Annotated in this window: 26 protein-coding genes and 5 pseudogenes; 21 read left to right on the top strand and 10 right to left on the bottom strand. The window is 32.1% G+C overall.

What is annotated here, in order from left to right; translation table 11 throughout:
* Nucleotides 1-381 precede the first annotated feature (381 nt).
* Nucleotides 382-1,233 (top strand): annotated as a pseudogene (locus SB773_RS26720) (DUF2935 domain-containing protein).
* A 201-nt stretch (nt 1,234-1,434) separates the two neighbouring features.
* On the opposite strand, the gene SB773_RS26725 reads toward SB773_RS26720, so the two are convergent.
* Nucleotides 1,435-2,325, bottom strand: a complete 891-nt coding sequence (locus SB773_RS26725; protein WP_002168408.1) for a DMT family transporter — start codon at nt 2,323-2,325, stop codon at nt 1,435-1,437.
* A gap of 114 nt (nt 2,326-2,439) precedes the next feature.
* On the opposite strand from SB773_RS26725, the gene SB773_RS26730 reads away from it, so the two are divergent.
* The 4 genes from SB773_RS26730 (at nt 2,440) to SB773_RS26745 (ending at nt 6,444) form a co-directional block, all read left to right on the top strand.
* Nucleotides 2,440-3,057 (top strand): helix-turn-helix domain-containing protein, encoded by a 618-nt coding sequence (locus tag SB773_RS26730; RefSeq protein WP_002031957.1) that lies wholly within the window; start codon nt 2,440-2,442, stop codon nt 3,055-3,057.
* Nucleotides 3,058-3,543: 486 nt separating this feature from the next.
* Nucleotides 3,544-4,494 (top strand): hypothetical protein, encoded by a 951-nt coding sequence (locus SB773_RS26735; protein ID WP_410593183.1) that lies wholly within the window; start codon nt 3,544-3,546, stop codon nt 4,492-4,494.
* 241 nt (nt 4,495-4,735) lie between these two features.
* Nucleotides 4,736-4,885 (top strand): aspartyl-phosphate phosphatase Spo0E family protein, encoded by a 150-nt coding sequence (locus SB773_RS26740; RefSeq protein ID WP_199627496.1) that lies wholly within the window; start codon nt 4,736-4,738, stop codon nt 4,883-4,885.
* A gap of 158 nt (nt 4,886-5,043) precedes the next feature.
* On the top strand, nt 5,044-6,444 hold the full coding sequence (locus tag SB773_RS26745) for a protoporphyrinogen oxidase (RefSeq protein WP_410593185.1): 1,401 nt from the start codon (nt 5,044-5,046) through the stop codon (nt 6,442-6,444).
* Nucleotides 6,445-6,509: 65 nt separating this feature from the next.
* Here the strand turns inward: SB773_RS26745 and SB773_RS26750 are convergent, their stop codons facing one another.
* Entirely contained in the window at nt 6,510-7,058 is a 549-nt protein-coding gene (locus tag SB773_RS26750) for a hypothetical protein (RefSeq protein WP_410593187.1), read from the bottom strand.
* 231 nt (nt 7,059-7,289) lie between these two features.
* On the opposite strand from SB773_RS26750, the gene SB773_RS26755 reads away from it, so the two are divergent.
* Nucleotides 7,290-7,841 (top strand): GNAT family N-acetyltransferase, encoded by a 552-nt coding sequence (locus SB773_RS26755; RefSeq protein WP_002031946.1) that lies wholly within the window; start codon nt 7,290-7,292, stop codon nt 7,839-7,841.
* 43 nt (nt 7,842-7,884) lie between these two features.
* Here the strand turns inward: SB773_RS26755 and SB773_RS26760 are convergent, their stop codons facing one another.
* Entirely contained in the window at nt 7,885-8,070 is a 186-nt protein-coding gene (locus SB773_RS26760; protein ID WP_000286202.1) for a cold-shock protein, read from the bottom strand.
* An 86-nt stretch (nt 8,071-8,156) separates the two neighbouring features.
* Complete coding sequence (cspD, locus tag SB773_RS26765) at nt 8,157-8,360, bottom strand: cold-shock protein CspD (protein WP_002012849.1); 204 nt, start codon at nt 8,358-8,360, stop codon at nt 8,157-8,159.
* A 382-nt stretch (nt 8,361-8,742) separates the two neighbouring features.
* Between cspD and SB773_RS26770 the strand changes: the two genes are divergently transcribed.
* The 4 genes and pseudogenes from SB773_RS26770 to SB773_RS26785 form a co-directional block, all read left to right on the top strand.
* Nucleotides 8,743-9,639 carry a CPBP family intramembrane glutamic endopeptidase gene (locus SB773_RS26770; RefSeq protein ID WP_060751773.1) on the top strand — a complete coding sequence of 299 codons (897 nt, stop codon included), beginning with the start codon at nt 8,743-8,745 and terminating at the stop codon, nt 9,637-9,639.
* A complete protein-coding gene (locus tag SB773_RS26775) occupies nt 9,639-10,298 on the top strand; it encodes a chloramphenicol acetyltransferase (protein WP_410593191.1) in 660 nt (219 codons plus the stop codon). The genes SB773_RS26770 and SB773_RS26775 overlap by 1 nt, the downstream gene beginning before the upstream one ends.
* Before the next feature lie 734 nt (nt 10,299-11,032).
* Nucleotides 11,033-11,299: pseudogene (locus tag SB773_RS26780) on the top strand (hypothetical protein); the annotation flags it as partial.
* A 590-nt stretch (nt 11,300-11,889) separates the two neighbouring features.
* Nucleotides 11,890-11,997: pseudogene (locus tag SB773_RS26785) on the top strand (N-acetylmuramoyl-L-alanine amidase); the annotation flags it as partial.
* Nucleotides 11,998-12,323: 326 nt separating this feature from the next.
* On the opposite strand, the gene SB773_RS26790 reads toward SB773_RS26785, so the two are convergent.
* A complete protein-coding gene (locus tag SB773_RS26790) occupies nt 12,324-12,623 on the bottom strand; it encodes a hypothetical protein (RefSeq protein WP_088032963.1) in 300 nt (99 codons plus the stop codon).
* An 87-nt stretch (nt 12,624-12,710) separates the two neighbouring features.
* Entirely contained in the window at nt 12,711-12,932 is a 222-nt protein-coding gene (locus SB773_RS26795; protein ID WP_000807684.1) for a hypothetical protein, read from the bottom strand.
* 166 nt (nt 12,933-13,098) lie between these two features.
* Here SB773_RS26795 and SB773_RS26800 point away from each other — a divergent pair.
* From SB773_RS26800 to SB773_RS26810, 3 genes and pseudogenes are all read left to right on the top strand, one after another.
* A pseudogene (locus tag SB773_RS26800) lies at nt 13,099-13,457 on the top strand (replication-relaxation family protein); the annotation flags it as partial.
* Between the two features lie 476 nt (nt 13,458-13,933).
* Nucleotides 13,934-14,707 carry an HAD family hydrolase gene (locus SB773_RS26805; protein WP_113734466.1) on the top strand — a complete coding sequence of 258 codons (774 nt, stop codon included), beginning with the start codon at nt 13,934-13,936 and terminating at the stop codon, nt 14,705-14,707.
* A gap of 102 nt (nt 14,708-14,809) precedes the next feature.
* Entirely contained in the window at nt 14,810-15,415 is a 606-nt protein-coding gene (locus tag SB773_RS26810) for a PRK06770 family protein (RefSeq protein ID WP_113734465.1), read from the top strand.
* Nucleotides 15,416-15,528: 113 nt separating this feature from the next.
* On the opposite strand, the gene SB773_RS26815 is transcribed toward SB773_RS26810, so the two are convergent.
* On the bottom strand, nt 15,529-16,398 hold the full coding sequence (locus SB773_RS26815) for a LysR family transcriptional regulator (RefSeq protein ID WP_410593195.1): 870 nt from the start codon (nt 16,396-16,398) through the stop codon (nt 15,529-15,531).
* A gap of 129 nt (nt 16,399-16,527) precedes the next feature.
* Here SB773_RS26815 and SB773_RS26820 point away from each other — a divergent pair, with 129 nt between their 5' ends.
* Nucleotides 16,528-17,571, top strand: a complete 1,044-nt coding sequence (locus SB773_RS26820) for an aspartate-semialdehyde dehydrogenase (protein ID WP_088032971.1) — start codon at nt 16,528-16,530, stop codon at nt 17,569-17,571.
* Nucleotides 17,572-17,678: 107 nt separating this feature from the next.
* Here the strand turns inward: SB773_RS26820 and SB773_RS26825 are convergent, their stop codons facing one another.
* The gene (locus tag SB773_RS26825; protein WP_131247167.1) at nt 17,679-18,110 is read right to left on the bottom strand and encodes a hypothetical protein; all 432 of its coding nucleotides are present in this window, start codon (nt 18,108-18,110) and stop codon (nt 17,679-17,681) included.
* Between the two features lie 390 nt (nt 18,111-18,500).
* Here SB773_RS26825 and SB773_RS26830 point away from each other — a divergent pair, with 390 nt between their 5' ends.
* Nucleotides 18,501-19,625, top strand: a complete 1,125-nt coding sequence (locus SB773_RS26830; protein ID WP_088032974.1) for a C45 family autoproteolytic acyltransferase/hydrolase — start codon at nt 18,501-18,503, stop codon at nt 19,623-19,625.
* A 53-nt stretch (nt 19,626-19,678) separates the two neighbouring features.
* Complete coding sequence (locus SB773_RS26835) at nt 19,679-19,942, top strand: hypothetical protein (RefSeq protein ID WP_131247165.1); 264 nt, start codon at nt 19,679-19,681, stop codon at nt 19,940-19,942.
* A gap of 112 nt (nt 19,943-20,054) precedes the next feature.
* On the opposite strand, the pseudogene SB773_RS26840 reads toward SB773_RS26835, so the two are convergent.
* Nucleotides 20,055-20,141 (bottom strand): annotated as a pseudogene (locus SB773_RS26840) (tyrosine-type recombinase/integrase); the annotation flags it as partial.
* 181 nt (nt 20,142-20,322) lie between these two features.
* Here SB773_RS26840 and SB773_RS26845 point away from each other — a divergent pair.
* Nucleotides 20,323-20,550: an ArpU family phage packaging/lysis transcriptional regulator gene (locus tag SB773_RS26845; protein ID WP_002085632.1), complete on the top strand. Its 228-nt coding sequence runs from the start codon at nt 20,323-20,325 to the stop codon at nt 20,548-20,550.
* Nucleotides 20,551-21,381: 831 nt separating this feature from the next.
* A complete protein-coding gene (locus SB773_RS26850; protein ID WP_410593199.1) occupies nt 21,382-21,672 on the top strand; it encodes a heterocycloanthracin/sonorensin family bacteriocin in 291 nt (96 codons plus the stop codon).
* A gap of 308 nt (nt 21,673-21,980) precedes the next feature.
* Here the strand turns inward: SB773_RS26850 and SB773_RS26855 are convergent, their stop codons facing one another.
* Nucleotides 21,981-22,883, bottom strand: coding sequence for a LysR family transcriptional regulator (locus SB773_RS26855; protein ID WP_410593218.1), 903 nt, complete (start codon nt 22,881-22,883; stop codon nt 21,981-21,983).
* Between the two features lie 154 nt (nt 22,884-23,037).
* On the opposite strand from SB773_RS26855, the gene SB773_RS26860 reads away from it, so the two are divergent.
* The 3 genes from SB773_RS26860 (at nt 23,038) to SB773_RS26870 (ending at nt 25,504) form a co-directional block, all read left to right on the top strand.
* Nucleotides 23,038-23,727 carry an MOSC domain-containing protein gene (locus SB773_RS26860; protein WP_002085626.1) on the top strand — a complete coding sequence of 230 codons (690 nt, stop codon included), beginning with the start codon at nt 23,038-23,040 and terminating at the stop codon, nt 23,725-23,727.
* Nucleotides 23,728-23,989: 262 nt separating this feature from the next.
* On the top strand, nt 23,990-24,874 hold the full coding sequence (locus SB773_RS26865; RefSeq protein ID WP_002031966.1) for a GNAT family N-acetyltransferase: 885 nt from the start codon (nt 23,990-23,992) through the stop codon (nt 24,872-24,874).
* Nucleotides 24,875-24,907: 33 nt separating this feature from the next.
* Nucleotides 24,908-25,504: a DUF1349 domain-containing protein gene (locus SB773_RS26870; protein WP_002127357.1), complete on the top strand. Its 597-nt coding sequence runs from the start codon at nt 24,908-24,910 to the stop codon at nt 25,502-25,504.
* The last annotated feature ends 227 nt before the right edge of the window (nt 25,505-25,731 follow it).

The raw sequence follows: 25,731 nt of genomic DNA on the forward strand, positions 1-25,731 counted from the left end.
CTGTTGGATACAGAAATCATCTCCTTGATGTTGCCTAACTTTTTTCAAAATGTCCTTTACAAAGGGTACAGATTAAAGGACGCCATGCTTTTTTCAGTTTATTAAAAATAAAGAACAATTTTTATTTAAAGGATGTTTTAAAGGATGAAGCATTAGGAATCATCTCAATCCGGAAAGCATATGACTTAATAGAATCTATTTCTATGTGCAAGGGGAATGCATATGTGGAAATTTCAAAAACCTTGAAAAAACGATTGCATAAGTATATTTAAATTTTATTTTCATACATAGTATAATTGAGCATTCAAGGAACAAGGAGTGATTGTAATGTCGACAGACCAATCTATTCCTGGACATTTTATTATGGACCCACAGTGAGCTATGCTGTTGCCACCGGAATTGAAAGCAGCTCCATCTGAATCATTAACAGAACAATTATTTATTGAACGATCTATAACTGAAAATAGATTTTGGTTACGTATTATGAAAGAGCATGCTTTGTTTCTTGGTGAGGGGTTTAATCGTAACGATAAAAATTTAATTCAGTAAGTAGAACAGTTTTATAATCAGTTTGATAGGCAGCGGCAAAAAGCATTTACTATTCCACAAACTGTTCAAGCGGTAAGGCAATTAAATGAAGAGAGTATTCAGTTAGTGTATGCTTTTCGTAATTATAAAAGAAACTTACTAATTTTAATCATCAGTTGTAAAGTGAAAGGGTTTAATTTTCCACTTTTAGTGGATCATGTTGCACGAGAAGCGGAATATTTTATGCGGACACTTCAAAAGTTTAATGAAGGTAAGATGGATCCTATTCAAGATGCGATTATTAGCGAGAATGTTTTCTGGTTACGAATTATGATGGAACACTCACGTTTTATTGCTTCATTACTGGATCAATCGGAGAGAAATCTTGTTCATACAGCGTTGAAATTTGGAGATGATTTTGAAATTCTTCTTAATCAAGCTAGAGATGTTGAATCGATGTTATATCAAAAAGAACCGACATATCCGATTATAGGAAAAATGAATAAAGATAGTGAAAATGCCACTGTTGAGTTAAGGAATTTCAAAAAAGCAGGATTAGAGTTAATTCAAACATGTCAAATCCGAAATGTCATAAATCAGTTGCTTGCTGATCATGTTACAAGAGAGGCAGAGCATTTCCTCTTTATGATTCATGTATTGGAGCAAAGGCTAAAGCAAAAGCAGGTGGAACAATCTCCGCAATAATAAATAAACAAGGAAAGCATGGCAAACTAATGTCATGCTTTTCTTGTTTATCCCGCTATTTGTCGGCAGTAAAACTCCCATCTCAAAATTTGGCTGGATCAAAGAAGTTATGAGGGAGAAAAACTGTCCGTAAACGCCCTATTGGTGAAGGCTAATAATCAGCGGGGGATGAACAAAACCCCCACTGATTAAAGTTTCACTTTATAAATTGTGATTTGATTGTTTCGGTTGTAATAAAAATAATGCTAATCCAATGAAAATAAGTAGAATTCCTAGTCCTTGCTGTAAAGAAATTGTTTCATCTAAAATGAAATAGGCTAAAATACAAGTTCCAATTGTCTCTCCTAAAATACTCATCGAGATAACAGTAGCGCTCATCCATTTTAATAACCAATTAAAAATTGTTTGTCCTAAAATCGTTGCAATGAATGCAAGACCTATAAAGGACCACCATGTTTGTGCAGTGTAATTGAAGAAAGATGACTGCTGTGTGTAAGCAAATATACCGAGAAAGAGTGAACTACTGCCATAACTAATTACCGAGTACGGTATTAGGGATAGGTCTTTACGAACATATTGACTAATGAAAAAGTAAGCTGTTATGACGCCAGCAGCAATAAAAGCTAAAATATCGCCGTATAAAGCCTCGCCACTAATTTGAAAATCTTGCCACCCAATCACGATACTTCCTGAAATTGCAATAAGGCAGCCTATAATCGCACCTTTCGTAAACCGTTCCTTAAATAAAAAATAACCACCGACCATTGAAAATAAAGGTTGCAACGTTACGATAACTGTAGAACTTGCTATGGAAGTATACTGTAATGATTCAAACCATAGTACATAATGAGCTGCTAGAAATAATCCAGATAAGAGTCCAAATCCCCATTGCTTTTTTGATAATGAGCGAAGTTCGCTTCGATTGTTTGTATTAAATATTAGAAACGGTAAAAGAATTACCGTAGCAAACAATAATCGATAAAAAGCAGTGATTGCTGCAGGGGCATCGGCTATTTTTACGAAGATAGCTGAAGTAGATAAGGCGAACACGCCGAAAAATAAGATGAAATATGAAAGAATAGGTGATTTCAAAGTTTGTCCCTCCGATTGGTTGTTTATTATAATGAACTGTATATAATATAATGTACAAAAGTTAGTATATAAGCCTAAGATGAAATAAGGAAGGATTAATTGCCACTGTTTAGTATGTCAGCACAAAAGGGACAAAAGATGTATTATGATGGACGAAAGGAAGTTGTAACAATGATTCATTATCGACTAGGTCAAACTGTTTTAAGTTATCGTAAGAAAAATAATATGACAATTCGTGAATTTGCTGATTATGCAGGAATCAGTACTTCACTTATTAGTCAAATTGAAAGAGGACATGCCAATCCTTCTTTAAATGTATTGGAATTAATAGCGAAAGCATTAAATGTACCGTTGTTTACTCTTTTTATTAATGATATCGATACAGACTCACTTATTTCTAAGAAGAAAGATAGGAAAAAAGTATATCGAGAAAATAATGATCATATTGTTTATGATGTGTTAACACCAGATTTTATGAAAGCTCGCATTGAAATGTTAATGATGGATTTAAACGGATATGCAAATACAACAGAAAGTCACTATTCCCACGAAGATAAGGAAGAAATTGCAGTTGTAATGAAAGGGGAAGTGTATGTGGAATTGGAAGGGAATGAATATTTTTTAGAAGAAGGAGATGTTGTGCGTATTCCACCGAACGTGAAACATAGATTTTTGAATAAGAGTGATGAAATGAATCACATCTTATTTGTATTAACACCTTCGTTAAGCTAAGGAAGTAGCTTAAGGATACATACTAAGTGGTAACATAATAGAAAGTATCAATTACATAAAGATTCGCGTGTATAATAAAACAACTATCTATAAATACATACACATTTGATTTTCACTTTGTATGTTTAAGAAGATGAGAGATTTGACAAAAAAATAAGATAGTTCCATGACTATCAAACCAAATAATTCAGATAAACAAAGAGTGGAAATTTTTAAGGCTTTGGCAGGAGTAAAACGAGAAATTGTTCGTTATTTATTTCATAATCAAAACAATCACAATTGTGGAAGATTGAGACTGCATTAGGGATGAATAAGTATCATCTCAAAATATTATTAGAAGCAAATTTAATTCTTGTTGAGCGACAGGGGCAATTTTAATTTATAACTGTAAAGGAGGAAACTTTTCAAGAGTTTTCACCTGGCTTTTTGCCGACTTTGTAGATGTTAAAAAACCATTTTTATTAGGGTTTAGAGGGGATAAGAGAGATGGAAAATATAAGTGTATTAAAAGATGGGCTTTCAATTATATCTCAATGTAAAAAAGAAACAAATGATATTTGGCATGCACATTTCGGAGCAGCTGCCATTGCTAGTTATTTTTTTACGAAAAACAATAACATTGATGAAAAAACTGCCTGTAACATTTATTCTCAAGCGAAAATGATGCTCCATAAGCAAAGGTTAGGCGAAACAATTGATAATAAACAAGGTGTCGATTATCAAAGTGCTGAAGAAACGATAATTAAATCTTTGGAACAAACGATTGATGAACTCCATTGGGTTGGTCATAATGTAATTTACGCTTCTTTAAGTTTACTAGCCATTAAGGAGTTAAGTCATTGGGGGAGTGAGCAAGATATTAATAATATAGCAAACCTTATATTATCGTTTCAAAAAACAATTCCCGGTAGATCTTGGATTGGTTTTACAACTAAAGTAGTAAAGCAACTAATTATAAATAATGAGGAGATTCAAAGCGAAATTAAAAACCCAAAGCAATTATCTGAATTTATTTTAAATGAATTATCTGAATTTAATGTTATATATAAGGCAGAATCACATCAAGATTTAATTGGTCATATGCTTACCTTCTCACATGCGATTAATATATTATATGACTTAGGGCATATAGAATTATTTCAACGAGGAATAAAACCACTATTAAAGCTAGTTTATGTACTTAGAAAAAGTCGTAATTTAATGCCGAATGCCCAAATAATATTGAATTCTCCTGTAGATCGTTTACCTCTTACAAAAGCAAAACAAGTTGATACACTTCCGCTAGATAATGCATTCTGGCTTAAAGACTACAGCGAATTTAATTGGGATTTTGGGCACATATTTAAATTTTCATATAGTTATTTTGATCACTTAACAAGGGTTCCAGAATATAAAGATAAAACATTTGAGAAATTCTGTTGTATTATTAATGAGTAAAAGTGTCTAACTTTAAATTAATAGTAAATGGTACACATTCATAAACTAACATATTTATAAAAAATGGTAGAAAATTATAATGACCTGTAATAATAGGCTTAGTTTAAGTCTCTTTTTTTGTTAGTAGTATATTGTTTTTTCAAATATGTAAGATTTTACATTAGCATGAGACTTTTACTTATTATGTAAGTAGGCTATACTAAAATACATATATTTTGAAATTGGAGCGAATAAAGACGACATGGAATTAGTGAAGTTAGAAAAAATAATTGAATTGAAAAAAGAAGAATTATTGAATCTAGTCTCAAATTATGGACTTCAACATGAAAAAGTAATAGCACACAGCCAAGAAATTGACAAATTAATAAACTGGTTTATGTTTTTAAAATAGAAAGAACTATGACGTGAGTTGAATATGTTATAGTTCTTTTTTATTCATATATATTGTCTAATTTCTTACAGAATGCGCAAGCTGCTAGTCGACTATGATAATTTTTGGTTATAATAATAAAGGAATTATTAATTGTATCGGTTAGGGGCGCAGCAAATATGAAAACAGTCGTTGTCATCGGTGGAGGTATTACTGGACTTTCTACTATGTTTTATTTAGAAAAATTAAAGAAGGATTATAATATAGATTTAAATTTAATCCTTATTGAGAAAGAAGAGTATTTAGGTGGTAAAATCCACAGTGTGGAAGAAAATGATTTTATTATGGAATCTGGAGCAGATTCTATTGTAGCTCGTAATGAACATGTTTTGCCGCTTGTAAAAGATTTAAATTTAGAAAATGAAATGGTATATAACGAAACAGGTATTTCTTACATATACTCTGATAACATATTACATCCAATTCCTGCTGACACTATATTTGGGATTCCTATGAGTATTGAATCATTATTTAGCAGTACGCTAGTCTCAAAAAAAGGGAAAATCGTTGCTTTAAAAGATTTTATTACGAAAAATAAGGAGTTTACAAAGGATACATCACTTGCTGTATTTTTAGAAAGCTTTTTAGGGAAAGAATTAGTGGAAAGACAAATTGCACCTGTGCTTTCAGGTGTATATTCTGGTAAATTGAAGGAGCTTACAATGGCATCTACGTTACCATATTTACTTGAGTATAAAAATAAATATGGAAGTATTATTAAAGGTTTTGAAGAGAATAAAAAACAATTTCAGTCAGCAGGAAATAAAAAGTTTGTATCATTTAAAAGTGGACTATCTACGATTATTAATCGCTTAGAAGAAGTGCTGACGGAGACTGTCATTAATAAAGGTGCTGTAACAACAGTGATAAGTAAAAAAGGGGATCGGTATGAGGTTTCTTTTGCAAATCATGAGACAATACAAGCTGATTATGTCGTTTTAGCAGCTCCACATGATATCGCACAAACGTTATTACAGTCTAATGAGTTAAATGAGCATTTTAATAAATTTAAAAATTCATCGCTTATAAGTATTTACTTAGGTTTTGACATACTAGATGAACAACTACCGGCTGACGGCACAGGTTTTATCGTAACGGAAAACAGTGATTTACATTGTGATGCTTGCACATGGACAAGCAGGAAGTGGAAACATACATCTGGTAAACAAAAGCTATTAGTAAGAATGTTTTATAAGAGCACTAATTCAGTATATGAAACGATCAAAAGTTATAGTGAAGAAGAATTAGTACGAGTTGCTTTATATGATATTGAAAAGAGCCTCGGAATTAAAGATGAACCGGAAGTAATTGAAGTTACAAATTGGAAAGATTTAATGCCGAAATATCATTTAGAACATAATCAAGCTGTTCAATCATTACAAGAAAAATTGGCCGTGCTTTATCCTAATGTATACTTAGCTGGTGCTTCATATTACGGTGTAGGAATTGGTGCTTGTATTGGAAACGGAAAGAATACTGCCAATGAAATAATTACGACATTGAATGAACAGTCAAAATAATAATATTGAATACATATGTAAATAAAATGTCCCTCCAACATAATGGAGGGATATTTTATTTGTAATTATTTAACATTAATTACAATATTTTTATGATTGGCTTTATTCTCTTTAATAGTTAATGTTATTTTTCCAGATTCTTCAAAGGAATACGGTGAGAGCCGATAAAGTTCTTTAATACTATGTTTTTCTTTTAATTTATTTGTAGGAATTAATGTTATATTAGGCTTCCATGTTTCCTGTTTGCCTGAAGGGTAGTCTACTATTATTTCTGGATTATTTAATTGTATTGTTTCCCAAGAGACAAAATACAGTTCAACTTCTGCATCTTTTTTTAGTAATTCTTCTGAGAAATAACCAAACTCACCAACATTACCAAAAACAGTGAAATTTTGATTTTGCAATTTAATATCTAAATATCTAGGTTGATATGTTGCTGCGTGATACATTCCGTATGAAAGAGAGAGTGTGGCAGCGATTAATATACCAACTGAAAATGTCTTAAAGCTATTTCCTTTAAAACTTGTCATCATAAATGAGTTTGGTGTGAATTTTTTTGCGAATAAAAAAATGAGTAAAATGAGCAAGAGGGATAAGCCAATGAAAATATACATAAAGTTTAAGCACCTCCGTAAGAAATATTTCCTGTTTTTTCTATATTTTAACATGAGAGGGTATAAATTAGGGGTAGTTTTTAGAGGGGAATTAATAAATACAACGAAGTTATATATTATTAATAGGATAAACATCGCTAGAAATATTTGATTTGTGGGACATTAAGGACTTTCCTAATTATAAATACTTTTTCTGCTATAATAAATGAGTAGAGAGAAAGGAGTGATCCTATGGTATTTCCTATGTTAGAAACAGAACGCTTGCGCTTAGTTGAAATAGAACAATCTTATTGTCAAAAAATATATGAAATATTCTCATTAGATGAGGTAACGTGTTATTACGGTATGAATTCTTTTACTGAGTTTGGACAAGCTTCACGTATGATTGAATCTTTTTCAAAAAATTACTTTGAGAAAAAGGCAATGCGTTGGGGGATTGTATTAAAAGACACAAATAATTTAGTAGGAACAATTGGATTAAATAATTTACAACTTTGGAGTAAACGCTCAGAGATTGGATATGATTTGCATCCTCGTTATTGGGGGAATGGTTATGCTTCTGAAGCAGCCAGGGAGATTATTACTTATGGATTTCGAGATTTAGGCTTATTTAGAATTGGAGCTATTACATATCCTGAAAATATAACTTCGTGTAATATGTTATCTAAATTAGGTTTTCAACAAGAAGGGCTGTTACGTGGATACATTCATCAAGGAAATAAACAACACGATGCATTAATGTATTCTATTGTACGAACAGATGTAGAGGATATTCATTATTAATAAAAAAGCCCCTCTTATTTAAAATAAGAGGGGCTTGTAAAAATCAACCTATTTTAGGTAATAAACGTTCTCCGCTTTTCATACTACTTTTACATAAAGGGCATTTAGGCTCTTCTTCAAATGAAAAGTTCTTTCTCATCCATCCTAAACAATCCTCTGATTCACATTCCCAAACAGGGGTTTGTTCTGGTGGTACTTCTGCTACATCGTTCTTTCGATTGCGATACATGTAACCACTCCTTTTATGTAAAAATTTTTAGTTATATATTAAAAAGGTTGTTAACCGAGCTGGTAACAACCTTTTTATTGATTGAATTATAGCTTTACAACGTTTTTAGCTTGAGGTCCACGGTTACCGTCTTCAACTTCGAAGCTAACTTCTTGACCTTCGTCAAGAGATTTGAAGCCGTCGCCAGTGATAGCTGAGAAGTGAACGAATACGTCGCTACCGTCTGCAACTTCGATGAAACCGAAACCTTTTTCGCTGTTAAACCATTTTACTTTACCTGTTAATGTCATGGTAATGCCTCCTAAAATTTAAAAAGATTACAATATGATCGGCCTTATTCGATTGAAAATAAAAGTTCACATATTATCAAAAATCCATAAGGAGTACAAAACATTCCTGATTGATACTTGATAATATGCAAAGAAAGTATAGTGCTAAATTGACCTTAATTACTATCTTACAACAAATGGTGGGAAATAGCAAGTGCTGGTAATACCAGTGAATGAATTGGGTGATACTGGTAAAAGGCACGAAGACATCTCTTTTATTTATATATTATTCCTAATCTGAATTTATTCCAAACAGAAATCATTTATTTTAAAAAATATGTTTAAGGGAAACGATATATATTTTAAGAATACAGATGATTACAATAATAAGGAGGATAGAATATTGCTAAATAAACAATTTAAAATAATTGAAGCAGCAAAAGAAGGAAGAAGAAAAGTTCATCCTATTTTCGCTGTTATACTTGCAATTGTATTTTTAACTTTAGGTGAATTTTTCATGTTGTTTATGCTGTTTTTACCGAAAGCAGATACATCATTTGTAAAGGCAATTTATAATAATATTGAGATGATATTAACGTTTGGTGGGGCTATATTTTTTATTTTTTTATGGATTAGGTTTGTAGAGAAAAGGTCATTTTCATCCATTGGTTTTTGGAAAGTGCAATGGATGAGAAAGTATTTGAGAGGTGCGTTAATAGGATTTGTCTTCATTTCAATACCAGTAATTGTACTTGTATTAACAGGTATTGTAAAACTACAAATGCAACAAATTACGGCAACCGCCATATTTGGTATTGTAGGATCTTTAATTGCTTTTTTAATACAAGGTGCAACGGAAGAAATTATTGTACGAGGCTGGTTGTTTCCAGTTATTTCTGTTAGAAGTCGTATATGGGTTGGGATTATAGTGACGTCCTTTTTATTTGGTTTTCTTCATTTACTTAATCCAGGTATTACAATTCTTTCAATATCGAATATAATATTAGTTGGTGTATTTGCAGCTTTTTACGTATTAAAGGACAGTAGTCTTTGGGGGATTTGTGCATGGCATTCCATTTGGAATTGGGCACAATATAATGTCTATGGTTTTGCAGTTAGTGGCATGACGATATATTCAACACCACTATTTAAACCTGTAACAAATGGGTCAGAAGTGCTTCATGGAGGCTCATTTGGTATTGAAGGTAGTATCATTACAACAATAATGCTTTCTATCGCTTCAATCGTTTTATGGAAACAGTTATGGGGGCGAAAAGTGAAACAACGAGATATTAGCTAATGAAAGAGGGAGAAAATATGGGGATTGTAGCGTTTGAGGGAGCGAGCGCTGTTGGGAAAAGTACAACATGTCGTGAATTAGAAAAAAATTACGGTGCATTTATTATACCTGAAGTTAATCTATTATTTGAAAGACCAGAAAATGAACATAGAACATGGTATTTTGAAAAACAAGTAGAGCGCTGGAATATAGCAGTGCAGAAGTCGCAGCAATATGAGTTAGTAATACTCGATGGTGATATTTATCAGCCACTTAGTTATAATTGGTGTTTCCATTTTGATATATTTAATCAGCCGTTATCTTTAATAGAAAACTTTTATAAAGAAAAGATGATAAATAGAGAAATTGGTTTTCCAGATCAATATTTTTATTTGTACACGAATGATGAAGAACTTAGAAAACGAAAAGAATTTGATGAGACGAGAAGCAGAAGAAATTTTGAAAAACATTTACATATATCAAAACCGTTGCAGCGTTATTATGAAAATTTAAATACCGTCACAGACGGGTACTGTAAATTGATTGAAGCAAAAAGTATAAAGTCGAATGAATTAGAAATTGTGAAAAGTTTAAACAGCTTAAACGTGTGTGAAGAAAGACGTTTTGATGTTTCGAGGCTAGATGCTATTACGAAGTGGTTAAAAGAGAATCGAGCATAAAAAAACACCGAGTGCCTTATAAGGTACTCGGTGTTTTTTTATACATATTGAATATGTGAGTTCGTATTCTAATTTGTTTGTTTTGTTCGATGGGGAAATAGAACCGTACAACTGCCATCCTTATTGGGAGATTGCTTACTATGATGATGAGGGTAATGTAGTTCATAGCTGTCAAAAGGGAAAGTATGCGATATAAGTAAAAAAGGACGAGCAGTCGTACCTGCCGTCCTTTTTAGGAGAAAAATTATTCTGGATTAGAACTACGAATAACCAGAAAATGCGCTTTTAACCAGTGTTGTCAAAGATGTAATAATCTATGCAACAAAAAAAGCTTAGTCGGAATTCAAAACACCCAAATGGCTTGCATTGGTAAACAGGCTCAAAAGTAGTATATGCAAAATAAAAAATCCCATACAAAAAGCAGACAACAATTTTGGTTGTCTGCCAGCAATTCGAATGAGTTAGTCAATTGTGATAAATTGCTGTCCCATTTTAAGAAGAGTGAAGCTGCTAGTTCAAACAGCTTGTAGGTAGTATTTTCGATATTTTAAAAAATATACAGAGAAAGCAGATAAGTGACGAACCTACCTGGTTACTACTGTAACAATAGAAAGAAGTACCAGCCGTGGATTAAGTGGCTTGGAAGTAGTATGTATTGATTTGGAAAAATTATTCAAGGGATGAAGAGAAGATTGGCATCGATAGTGAATAGTGTATGTGAAATAATTCGGTTAATGAGTGAAACGAAAGTAGAATGCATCCAAATCACATACGAAATTGGCGATATCATAGAGCAGAAATACAGACGTTGTTATTACAATCGTTCAGATAATGCTTGTTTTAGTATTAGTGTTTGTAAAAACTGCCCGACTGGTCAAGAATTACACCAACTGGGTAGATACCTTGATACACACCCGAAAGAGCGAGGTGGAAAACGAAAAAATATACCCAACGGTCTTACTCCGGAGCGTGTACGTGAAATGAATAAAAATAGGGAGCCTGTTTTTATTTTAAGTGAGTATATATAGTTTCTTAGTTATCCCATGTTTTTGCTGTTATTATATGGTTGAAATTTTTATAAAAGGGAGTTGTATAAATACTGCTAACTGGATATGAATGCTGTATATGAGGTGGTAGGAAGTAATCAGGGGTGGAGTACTTCGGAAAGTTTTGAATGTGTATAGGGTTTATATGGTAGATATATGAAATTGGAAAATGACCATAGACAGGGCGATAACTTAGATAAGGTGAATAGGTTCTGTTCGGTAACATATTTATCTTGGTCTCCTTTGATATTAAATTGGTAAGGAGAATATTTATTGACTAGTAAGTGCTTTTTGATATGAATTAAAAGCAACAATTATCGCAACTAATGATCCAATCAGAAAAAATACGGACTCAGTTAAAGTAATCAAACGACCAACTAAAGTGTTTCTTTCTTCGATTTATTTGAAAGAAACACTTTATAATGTATCAACAAATAATTAATTTAATTACATATGGATTTGGTTTTTATAGTATGAGAAACATATTAAAAGGTGTATTAAATTAATGTAAATAAAATAAATAATCATGGTGGTACTACGTCTTGCAGGATAAAGGTGTTGCTGGTTCTGTAGATGCAGGATTAATGTTTACAATTGATGCTAAAGTAAGCGTTAATGGATCGCCACAATATAAAATACACAACAACAAATGAAGCCGAAGTGATTTTTCACAAAAGAATAGTTTGGTGAACAAAAACACTATTTTAATTTCAAACAAAAGAGTAGCTAGCAAAAGCTATCTGCTCGGCTGGTTCTCCGTGGGGATCGGAGAAAGTTTAGGGACTTTAAATGAGTTTTGGCTAATGCCTATCTAAAGTATTGACGGAATGTTGAGTTTTATTCGGTTGAGCCTAAAAAAGAACTGTATATTAGTGCTCTTCAGACCTAGTCTCTTATAGTAACAGTTACTGGCGTTATGTGTAAGAACTACACGTTTATCTTGAAAATAATGATTATTTATTCACATGTAAATTCACAATTAGAGCACAATCGCATCAATACGCTCACAGTTAACTACAGTGATATCTCCGTTTTCATCTATAAACGTAGCCAGGCATGATCTATTATGGAAACCTACAAATATAGAAGCTTTTAATATTGTGCCGTTAACTAAAAGTTGTTTTATTTTTTTTCCTAAGTAAAATGTTTCTAAAAGATAGCAAATATCTTTAGAATGCTCTTTTTTGGTTGGGATAAAAGAAGATTGGTTATTCGGAAGAGACGTTAGATTAGGATTAAATACTTTGGGAGTAATAGCATAGTTTATGAAAACTGACATTTTTCCGGCTCCTCTATTTTATAATTTATATTGAAATATGCTTAGGGAATTACGAAATGGGGCTTTTTTCAAAGCCCCATCTTTACTCTACTCAGCTTCAATTCTCAGCGCTTGAATATCACGACAGTCCAAAACAATTATAGAGCCAGGTTCTGTTGTATTATCCACAAATGTTACACAAAAATTATCCGGATTAAAGTTAGTGAAAATAAGATCCTCTAGTGTTGTTCCTGTGAGGAAAACATCTACTTCTGTACCTAACTGTAATCTTTCTAATTGTTCGCAAACACATTTTGTATGCTCAGCCAAATAAAAACCTCCTTTTCTCGGTTTGCTATTAATATATGAATAAATTTAATAGAAGGATTGGATTAATAACTTAGTACACTAGTAAGTATTTTGCAAGTTTATATTTTTATAAAATAATCCTTTTATAAGTATGTAGAGTTGCTGGGTTGATTGGTGATATGAAATACATGCGTTACTTAGAAACGAATCTTGGTTACACTTATTCTGCCCGTATGATTGGCAGATTGAAACGGAAATACGATATAAAAAGAATGAAGAGAAAAAGAAGATTGTCCCAAATGTGAAGTTCCGTGATGAAGGAAATATACTTCATGCAGTTGAGGTAGATCGCTCGCAGAAAATGAAAGTGAATGAAGAGAAGTTAAAAAAGTATGAAGAGTTCACGCAAATTTATAAACGAAGCATAATGGGGAAATGCCAGTCATTCATTTTTTTACAGTAACCAAATATAGAGAAAAGAAATTAGAAGAGCTAGCAGTTAAGTATGATGTGTTTGTGAAGGTATATGTAATAGAAGAAATATAAAAAAGTGCTAACAAGTTTGCAAACCAGATTGCAAACAAAAATGCAAACTAAACGAATACTTCTTAGTAATGGTAAGAGGGAAATGGTCGCTGATATGTCCTCTAAAACCTTATATAATCAAAGTTTGAAAATGTTAAACCATCATACAATAAACTCATATTTATGCAGCTACTAAAAATATTAGGCTAGCACATATTTTTATAAATTTAAAACGAAATGCTTAGAGTGGGATTTGCATTTGAAAAAGATGGGGATTTTTGACGGAATAATCTTTCAATTTATAAAGAAAAGAAATACAATATAAGGAAATACATATATGATTCAGGAAATAGAAAATATGTAATAAATGAAAATGAGACTCAAAATTGAATTGAGACCAAAAGTAGGTAGAGATTAACTACCCGTAAAAGCTCATTTGATTCAACAAATAATCAATGTTTCGAGTTATTATTTGTGAAAGGAGAATAAATGTAAGTATGAAAAAGATTATTATTTCAGATCTTGATGGGACTTTATTAAGAAGTGATAAAACAATTTCAGAGAAATCTATTAATATTTTGAGGGAATGTAAAAATAATGGAGACGAATTGATTTTTGCTACGGCAAGGCCTCCAAGGGCTATAAAACAGTATATTCCCAACGTGTTAAAAAGTGAGATTATCATTTGTTATAACGGAGCTCTAGTTCTTAAAGGTAATGATATTTTATATGAAATGAAGATTTCTAAAAATGATATTTTAGAAATTATAGAAATAGCAAAAAAGTATAATCTTCATCAGATTTGTCTTGAAATAAATGATAAGCTGTACTCAAATTTTGATGTTACTGATTATTTTGGTGATGTGCCGTGTGAAGTCATGGATATAAGAAAATTAAACTTTGAAAAAGCTTCTAAATTAATTGTTTGTACTAATGGCTCAATAAATAAGGAGTTCACTAAGGAATTGCCTGATGAGTGTAAGGCAGTCATTACAGATAACGGAACATTATGTCAAATTATGCATACGGATGTTTCAAAATGGAATAGCATTCAGCATGTTCTACAGCACTTAAATCGAGATGTATCTGAAGTAATTGCATTTGGAGATGACTACAATGATATGGAAATGATAGAAAAGTGTGGGATTGGCGTAGCGATGAGCAATGCTGTTGAAGAATTAAAATCCGTCGCTAAATTTATTGCCAAAAGTAACGATGAGGATGGAGTTACTACATTTCTGGAAAGTAATAGTTATATTTATGTTAATTAATATGAAAAAATGAATTGCAGTAAGTTGCGAAAAAAGAGAAGCTACATCTGTTTTTGATAGATAGAAATTATGAAAAGGGCTATGTGGGAGGAAACAGGCGAGATGAAAACACTATTTAAAGTATTAGGAATTATCGCGGGGATGGTAGTAATTGGGGTAGGTTTAACATATGGGATATTGTATTATTTGAATCACAGTAAACCAGCTGCGAAAAAGGTATCACCAGCCGCTCCGGCAGTAGAAGTATTAGCTGATAGTAATTTAAAAGCCGAAGATGCGAAGATGTTAGAAAATGGAAATTATTCATTGCCGAATAGTGGCTTTAATAAAAATTTCAAATGGACAGATGAGAACATACAGACAGCATTACATGAAATGGCACATCAAAAAACAAAAGCTGATCAAAAGTGGGGCTATATTTTTATTACACAAGAACGTGTTGAAAGTTTACTTGAAATTATAAATAGTAATGATGTTGCACAAAAAAGTACATATGTGGATATTTTAGAACGATGGAAACAAGGAAAATATGAAAAGGTTGATGTGGACCACAACAAGATTTGGAAATTGCAAAGTGGAAATTTAGGAGAAGGGAAAGGAGTAATGTCAGAAAAGGAGCAAAAAGAATTAATTAATCAAGTTTTTATACAAAAAGGTACATATTCAGGTAGTAAATTAATTGCAGGTGAGGTACAAGCTAATAAATAATATACATATTGATTTTGAAACACCTTTACTGTTATGAACACAAATGTTTTAACAAAAATGAGTAATTGCTTTTTAGAGCAGTTACTCATTTTTGTTATTACTCGCTTACTTTTCTATTCTATTCTCTCTAATAATGTAAGAAACGATTGTAAAACGGGTGATATCCATCTAGATTTATGATAGATTACATGGCTTTGAATGGCTGCTGGAGTTTCGATGGGCTGAAAACAGAGTTGCTCTTTTTGACAACTTTCTTGTACAACGATGTAAGGGAGAATTGAAATTCCTAACTCACACATCACAGATTGTTTAATGACTTCAACATTGGAAGTTTCGAATGTTTTAGCGGGAATATTCCCACTTTGACGTAAAAAACGATCTACCATCGGTCTATAGCCGCAGCTTTGTTCAGTAAATATAAATTGAGTATTTTGTAATAAAAGGAGCGGATCAGTGTTTGAAGGGAAATGAGCAGGGAAAATCCATCCAAATGTTTCATTACATAAATTACACGTAATAAAATCATTATGTTCCATACTTTCTCCAATTATGAAAATAACATCTGTTTCTCCTTCACGCAGCTTATTCATTGCTTGTTCGTTTGTAGTTGTTTCCAGTACGATATTTACTTTCGGATTTTCCTGTTTGTAAGTACGTAATAATTGTGGTAAACGATACACTGCTAATGATTCGTTAGAGGTAATTGTTAATGTTCCCTCTAAATTATCACTATTTTGAGGGATTTCTTGCGCTTTTTCATAAATAGCAAGTAATTCTAGGGCATAAGGATGAAATTGACGACCTGCTTTTGTAAGAAGTACTTTTTTCCCTAATCGATCGAAAAGAGGGAGATGTAAATCGTTCTCTAATGCTTTCATATGCGCTGTCACAGTAGATTGAGCATAGCCTAACGCATGAGCAGCTTTAGAAAAACCACCATATTTAACAATCGCACAAAATGTTTTAACATGTCTCATTTCCATAAGCAATCCCTCTTTTATTATCATGATTTGTGAATGATCATATCATGTATTTCAATTTTCCAAATGATTAAATTCTTTATAAAATGAAATTGTAGCAATATTCATTTAAGTGATATTGGAGGAGAAAAGATGATCAAAAAAGGTTATCATGTAGCTGTTGTTGGAGCTACAGGTGCAGTTGGGCAGAAAATTATTGAACTGTTAGAGAAAGAAACTAAATTTAATATAGTTGAAGTTATATTGCTTTCATCAAAACGATCCGCTGGTAAGGTAGTGCAATTTAAAGGACGAGAGATAATTGTACAAGAGACAAAATCAACTAGTTTTGAAGGTGTAGACATTGCATTTTTTAGTGCTGGAGGAGAAGTTTCTAGACAATATGTAAATCATGCAGTTTCTAGTGGTGCAATTGTAATTGACAACACAAGTGAATACCGAATGGCACACGATGTACCACTCGTCGTTCCAGAAGTAAATGCACATACTTTAAGGAAACATAAAGGGATCATTGCAGTTCCGAATTGCTCAGCACTACAGATGGTAACAGCTCTTCAACCTATTCGGAAATCATTTGGTATAGAACGAATTATTGTTTCAACGTATCAAGCCGTATCAGGATCAGGAATTCATGCGATTCATGAATTAAAAGAACAGGCTAAGTCAATGCTTACAGGAGAAGAAGTGAAGAGTACTATATTACCAGCGAAAAAAGATAAAAAACATTATCCAATTGCATTTAATGTTTTGCCGCAAGTGGATATATTTACAGACAACGATTTCACATTCGAAGAAGTAAAGATGATTCAAGAGACGAAGAAAATTTTAGAAGATCCAAATCTGAAAATGGCAGCTACTTGCGTCAGAGTTCCAGTTGTATCGGGGCATTCTGAATCGGTTTATATTGAACTTGAAAAAGAAGCGACCGTTGCAGAAATTAAAGAAGTACTACTGAATGCACCAGGTGTTATTTTACAAGATAATCCTAGTGAACAAATTTATCCAACGCCATTATATGCAGAGGGTAAAAGAGATACATTTGTAGGTAGAATACGCAAAGATCCGGATACGCCAAAAGGATTCCATCTTTGGATTGTTTCTGATAATTTATTAAAAGGTGCGGCTTGGAACTCAGTTCAAATCGCAGAGACATTGGTGGAAAAGGGGATTATTTAGTATAAATTTATATAAACATTGAAAATAGGAGGATATATGGGAAACCGTTAATTATAATGGTTTCCCATTTTTTACTTAATGAGTATTCTCCTAACTTCAATTTGAATTTAATTTAAGTTAGTTTTTATAGTGTTTTTATAAATATCAATTTTATTTGCAGAGAATTTTAAAAATCTAGGCTCTCCATTAATTGTGAGATAAATATTAATTGAGATTGGCATCTCAACCTTTTTCACTACATCTTCTATAGCAAAATACTCATTTTCTTTTTCGTTATAAAAAACAATGGAACTAATTAATACCTCGTTATTTTCAATATCAATACTACACATCATAGGGGATTTCTCATCATTATGTATTATTAATTCGCCCAGTACTATTGAACCGTTTAATTCTTCTGTGAAATTTATAGTTTCCACTGGTTTTACCCACGTTTCATCGCACTCTTCATTTTCCTCTTCATCTATTGCCCATTCCCATATCGGGTTTTGTTTCAAGTCTTCAATAGTCAATTCATCAACTGGTTTGCTTTTATTCATATACAATTACTCCCTTTATCATAATAAATGGGTGATTAAAAAATTCTTTCTTTAACTGAACAATATGGCCATTTGCATCCCTTTGAAATACAAGTTTTCGCATTTTCATAATTAGTTGAACGCCAATAAACAGGTTCAATGTAGAGTTTATTCCAATTGATATTATTTTAACTGGTTTCGAAATACTGTGCTCATCCTAATAACCTCTCGAACACTTGCTCTTACGGTAATTTTAACAATGTTTTGAGTAGGTATCAAATAGTTATTAACTGACCTGATTGAAAAGAAAAAAGGATTGTTAATGTATGTGGAAAAGAGCGAAAAACATCAAGAATGAACAAGAAGAATTTGGTATAATATGGATATATTCAATGTGAGGGGGAATTTAATGTGTATCAAATAAAGGGGTATTTTTCGTCACTAAAAGGAAATCATTATGAAATTGGTAAGCAACAAGGAGAATTCGTAAAGAAACATCCGTATCTTATTCCACAATTTATACAGCAAGAAAATTTAATATGGGATAACCATTGGACAGAATCTAGAAATGTACTAAAACAATATTGTCCAGGAATTAATGAAGAAATTGAAGGCTTTTGCGAAGTATTGAAAATTCCTTCAAGGAATATGATGTATTATTATCAGACATTATTAAAAGCAGGTTGTAGTCATTGTGCAGTATTACCTAAAAAAACTGATTTAAAGCATACATATGTATTAAGAAATTTTGATTTATCACCCAAAATAGATGATATGCGTTTTTGTTCGACGCATGTTGAAGGTGCATATGCACATAGTGGCTTTTCTACTCAATATTTTGGCCGAACAGAAGGAGTTAATGAGCATGGGTTATCTATTACATTTTCAGCATGTGGTCAACCTGTAGGGAATATTGAAGGTTTAAGAAAACCGATGGTAAATGGTTTGCAATGTTTTGCGGTAATTCGAGTAATATTGGAGAAATGTAGAAATACGCATGAAGCTACATCTTTAATAAAAGAAATGCCTATAGCAAGTAATATTAATATAATTGTAGCGGATCCTTTAAACGCAGCACATATTGAAATATTTGACGGGCATAAATCAATAACAACAATTAATGAGGAAAGTCAAGCTTTTACCGTATCAACAAACCATGCAGTCAGTTCACCTATTCAGAAATTAAATAATAGGAAATTAGAACAATCTACAAAAAGATATCACATTTTACATGAGCATTTAAATCGAAATGAACAGGTGAGCATGGAATCTTTAAAAGGATTAGTAGAAGAAGAATATCCTATCGGGGTGACGGTGCATAATTATGAAGAGTGGTTTGGGACTTTGCATTCTGTATTAATTGATTTGCAGGATCGTACATTGAATATTTGCTTCGGATCGCCACTTTTAAACGAGTGGTACTCATTGAAAGTTGGAGAAAGCCTTCCGTTTTCCGAAGTGAATGTGAACTTTAAAAATAAAACTTATGCTGACTTTTGGAGAGAAGAGAAAAATGAAATGACTCCTAAAGATTAAAAAGGAATAAGATGGTGAAATGAAGGGGTGGGAATAGACAGGAGGGATTGCCATTGCTACAAGCTATGTTACCAATTGTTCTAATCCTTTTTCTAGTCGCTTTGATGTATATAACATATCAAAAAAGAAAAAAAGCGGGGATAAAAGGATTAAAAAGTTCATTAACTTCTATTTGTTGCTTTTTAATTGCAACCTTAAATTTGTTTGCATATTGGCTTCATTTTGGCGGTATTTTTACTTGGCTAGTCTCAATCGTATTGTTGCTAGTGGGGGCGTATTTTACAAAATATATTCCAATCTCAAAAAAGGTGCACTAAAATTACATGAGTTTATATGTAATGTTTTATTTCAATGTGTTATAGATGCCTTTAAATCAATGCTTTTGAGCATTTCGATATGTGTTTGCAAACATTTTGTAAACACATATCGAAATATACTCTTCGCGAATGTTTTCGCTGCATCTTCTTGCATATTGGGTAAGACATGAGAATATACCCTTAAAGTTAAAGAGATATCAAATGCCAATGACAGAATTCATGAAGTTTGTAAAGTGCGAGAACGAAGGTGTTTTTGACATCAAGCAGATGTACAGCGCTGAAAAAGCTTTCAAGAAAATGCAGAACCACCGAAATCTACATTTTGCTTACATGGGTATGCGAGTAAATGTAGCTGGCAAGTGGGGTACTATCGTTGGAAAATGAAAGGTGACGATAAGAATCATGAGATACGTTTTAAACAAATTGAACGGACATTGAAATATGCTCTTGATAATGATCAACGTCAGATAATTGAGTTGAAGTATTTTGGGAGTGAGAAAGTCAAAGATTCCTATGTTTATAATGAATTGATGATGAGGCGTGATAGTTTTTATGAGAATAAAAAAATAGCTATCCGTTTGATAGCTACTGCTTTAGGGATTATATGAACGTGCTTTTATTTTAGTGAAGATGAAATTATGATCTTTTGTGTTACTGATATAAATTGTTATATGATACGTGTAATCCATCTTACTCGCTCTGCCTTGTGGCAGGGCTTTTTTATATAATAATATAAATTAAGTAGTTAAAGAGGTGTGTTTAAATGAGCTGGGAAGAATCATATAGAAGAGAGCAACCATGTCCATGTGGTAAGGGGAAATATATTGAAATTATGAAGGTGTATGCAATAGAAGAAATATAAAAAAGTGCTAACACGTATGCGGAATAGACATAAAACATCGCTGATTTGCCATTCATAAAAATAGACTTTTCTTAGCAGAAAGCACTAATTATAAATACTTATAAAATTAGCTCTGATTTAGCAGTTATTGAAGCGAAGAAAAATAATGATGGGAGTGCATATTGGAAATACGAAGATGACCAAACAAAATTATGGAATATACGACTATAGAACTAGAAAATGATAACATAAATCTAAATGTTATTGTTTAAATTCATATTTTATAATTTCCATTTGTAAAAATGAGCCCATAGTAAAAACAACCTAAAAATAGGTATATGAACAAGGTACATCATCTAGTGATAGGTCATATTTTGTAGGTGTACGTATTGAACTTAGTTTAACCCGCTATTTGTGGGCAGTAAAACTCCCACCTCAAAATTCGACTGGAGCAAAGAAGTTAGATGGGAGTCGGGCTGCCCGTAAACGCCCCACTGATTAAAGTTTTACTTTATAGCGCTATTTCTACTTAGATTTAACGAGCAGAAATATAGGAAAGCATCGATGGGGTTGTAGTTTATAAACGGAGGTCATGAAAATGAATAAGTTTCAACAAGAACTACAAGCGTTAAGCCTTAATGATTATCAGTCTGGAAATATTGTGTATTGGGACCAGCAAAACCAATATCCATATTACTATATTACAGATGATGCTCGTCGCTGTGGCGGTTGTGGTCGTTGTGGTGGCGGTGGTCGTTGTGGTGGATTCCGTTGTTTTGGTTGCTTCGGTTGCTTTAGTTGTTTTGGTTGTGGTGGTTGCTCTAATTGTTCTAATTGCTCTAATTGTTTTGATGGTTTTAATGGTACTACTGTAACATTTGAATATTGATAAGAGACAAAAAGGAATCCATTTTGAAAAAAGATTGATCGAAACGGATTCCTACTTTGTGAAGCATTATATAATTTTTATAAAAATGTGCTAACAAGTTTGCAAACGGACTTGCTAACACCAATACGAAATAGACATAAAATATCGCCGATGTGTAGCTTAATAATACGATAATAATTTAGCACTTATAATGAATAATAGGTTATTAGAAAAGAAACCATAAAATGTAATGTTTTATATCATTATAAAAAGAGATTATTCTAATAGGGCGTTGTGTAACGGCTGCATAGGATAATCTCTTTTTATGTTTAATTTTGTAGAGAATGTACTGTTATTTTTAGTTGCTCAATAAATTCCCGGGTAGAAGCGCACATATATTTATCTTTTCTATAAATAAGTCCTATATCTATTGTTGGAGTGGGGTTTTCAATTTTAATAGCTTTTATGTGCTCACTTTGCAAAAAGTCTATATACGGTTTTGGTAACACTGTAATTCCCATTCCTTTTGAGACCATTTGAATTAAAGATTCCATTGTACTAATTTCTAAAATTGGTTTTGGTTTAAAGTTAAAGTTTTGACAATGGGATGTAATTAGTTCAGTTAAAAAGAAATTTTTAGGTAAAAGAATTAAAGGATAGTTCTGTAATTCTGCAATAGATACACGATCATGTTCAGTTAAAGTATGACCGGTTGGCACGACTAATGTAAGTTCACTTTTATATAGTGGGATAGAAACAATCTCTTTATCTTGCACTGGAAGAAATGTAATGCCAATATCTAATTCATTTTGTAATAATTTTTCACGAATTTCCCCTGTACGAAGACCTAATACAGAAAGTTCAATATTCGGATATAAATTATTGAAATTTAAAATGGCTGGTGGTAGTAAATAATTTACGACGGTTAACAATGAGCCGATTGTTAAGGATCCATGTTGTAATCCGTTTAAATCTTGAATGGCAGAGCGGGCTTGTTCGACTTCGTGAAAGATTGTTTTACTGTGCGATAATAAAACTTTTCCTGCTTCAGTTAAAGATATTTTTTTACCAATTCGATCAAAAAGTGGCATTCCTACTTCATGTTCTAATGCACGTATTTGTTGGCTTAGTGAAGGTTGTGAAATATTTAATTTCTCGGCTGCTCTTGTGAAATGTAATTCTTTCGAAACAGTTAAAAAGTATTCTAATTGTCGTAATTCGATTGAAATCACCTCAAGTTTAATCATAGGATATACCTATCATTATTATATAAATAATTGAATTGAACAATGGTTTTGTAGGATTTATAATTATTTTATCAGAAGTGGATTCTCAAGTTATCTATCAGTTTGAAAAGTTGTGCCGCAAGTAAGAGGAGGGATTTGAATGACTAAAGTATATGAAATCCTATCTTTAAATCTAGGATTGCCAAAAGAGGTTATGTATGGTGGGAAGTTAATTCAAACAGGGATAAATAAAAAGCAAGTAAAGGAACCTGTTTTTTTATCATTTTTAAAGTTTAATGGAGATGGACAGGCGGATTTAGTTCATCATGGAGGGGTAGATAAAGCGGTTTGTGTTTATACTGGTGACCACTATCCTTACTGGGAAAAAGAGTTGAATCAGGAACTTGTATATGGGGCTTTCGGTGAAAATATAACAGTAAGCGGAATGCGTGAAGAAGATGTTTGTATTGGTGACACGTTTCAACTCGGAGAAGCGATTGTACAAGTAACGCAGCCAAGACAACCTTGTTTTAAATTAGCGAAGAAATATAATATTCCAAAGTTGCCATTATATTTTCAAGATACAGGATACACAGGTTTTTATTTTCGAGTATTAAAAGAAGGGTGGATATTACCGGTAGATACTTTAAAATTGTTGAAGCCTGATCCAAAAGGTGTGTCAATTTTGTTTGCGAATCGCATAATGCATAAAGAAAAACAAAACTCTGAAGGATTAAAAAGGATTTTAGAAGTAAATGCACTGTCTACTAGTTGGAGAAAGACGTTTGAAAAGCGAGTGAAGGGAGAAGAAATTAGTACGAAGGAGCGACTTGAGGGAACCAAAGAATAGGTGAATTATATTTGCATAAAATGGTGTATTTCTATTATCGGAAAGATAAGTAGGAAGCACCATTTGTTATATAATAAACATGATATTATTCAAAAATCTTAATACTAGTTTATTCGACTTGTTTTTTAATAATCAAAACATAAAATAAATTAAACCATTTTTAAAAGTTTTATGATACTATATTGATTTGAAAGGCCTATTTTTTGAGAGTAGGTCATATAAGTATATCTAAATTAATGGAATCGACGTATGGAGGGACAACATGGGGAATGTTGAAAAAATGGCAAACTTTCTATTAGAAGAACCGAGAAGAGAACAGTTATTTCCTTTATTTGAAGAAGTGTTTGGGATTACGAGCCAAACATTGCAGGATTTTTCAGAGAAAGGGTATTGGGATTATACATATAAAGCATTATCATTTTTACAAGATGATAATGCGATTGCAAATGTTGCGGCATTTTCACTTCCGCTTTTAATTAATGGTGAAAAAATAAATGCAACGGGTATTCAATCAGTAATGACACATCCGAATTATCGTAGACGAGGATTAATGAAACAATTGTTTAGTAAGATGATAGAGGAAATTGATGAGCAATGCGAGTGTGCGGTCTTGTTTACTGAAAATCCGGAACTATATAAACCATTTGGTTTTCAAATTGTGCAAGAATATTTGATGACAGTATCATACGAAAATAAAGGTTACAAAGATTCTCAACTTAAAAAGTTAGATTTTTATAATGAAGAGGATAGACAATTAATACATGAGATTATTGAAAATGGCCAAAGGCTTTCTAATAAATTTTCAACGTTAAATTACCGCTCTTCGTTTTATTTAAATATGTATGATTCAACATGGAATGAAAACCTTTATTATTCAGAGAAATTAGATGCGCTGATTGTTTTTACAGTAGAAAATCAAAAACTAAAATTATTTGGAGTATTTGCGCCGGTAATTCCGATTTTAGATGAATTATGTGAGGAAATCTCTGGGGAATTTACGGAGATTGAATTTTATTTCTACCCAGATCAATTAGGAATTGATGATGTACAATATACAGAATTACAGACTAGTAAGTATTTAATGGTTCGAAGTAATAAAGAATTAGATTTTAAAGGTTATAAATTCCCGGTATTAACTGAGTTTTAAATATTAATTTAAATGCTTTTTTATGGAGGAATTATGAAAACATCATATATACCAAATCATATTGAGCAACTTACTGTAATGAACGCACCTAAATTTTACAAACTTGAAGACAATGATACATTCATTGTCCATTCGAAAGAAGAAACAGATTTTTGGCTGAAAACCCATTATGGTTTTGAAGTAATGAATGGCCATGTATTTTATGATGAGATAATGACAGATTTTCAGGCTGAGGTTCAATTGCGCATGAATCCAAATGCGACATACGATCAAGCGGGTTTATTTGTTATGATTTCTGAGAAGTGTTGGTTAAAAACATCTTTAGAATATATTCCTGAGGGCCCATCACATTTAGGTGCTGTCGTAACGAATAATGGCTATTCTGATTGGTCAACGCAAGACTATCCAAATGAGTTTGCTAAGCAACAATTACGTTTTCGAATTATTCGAAAACTTGGCGATTATACAATATATGTGAAAACGAGTCAGCGATGGGAACAAATAAGAATCGCTCATTTGATGGAGGACATAGGTAATGAGCCTGTTAAAATTGGTTTTTATACGTGTAGTCCTTCTGAAAATAATGGATTCGAGACCGAGGTTTTCGATTTTAAAATTGAACAAATATAGATGGGAAAACCGCATTCTTACTAAATGAGAATGCGGTTTTTATTAAGTTAAAGAGTATTCACATCAACTGGCAGTGAAAATGCCTGGTAGATTAAAGTTCCATTTTATTGACTAAAAATGATTTAAAACTTATCATTTAATAATGTTAAATATTAATTTACATAATATAATAGGACTAATGAAGAAATTACAGACTATATCGCTTAAATAAGGAGGAATATGAATTA

The organism is Bacillus sp. SIMBA_074 (genome assembly GCF_046534555.1).
GTDB classification, from domain to species: domain Bacteria; phylum Bacillota; class Bacilli; order Bacillales; family Bacillaceae_G; genus Bacillus_A; species Bacillus_A mycoides.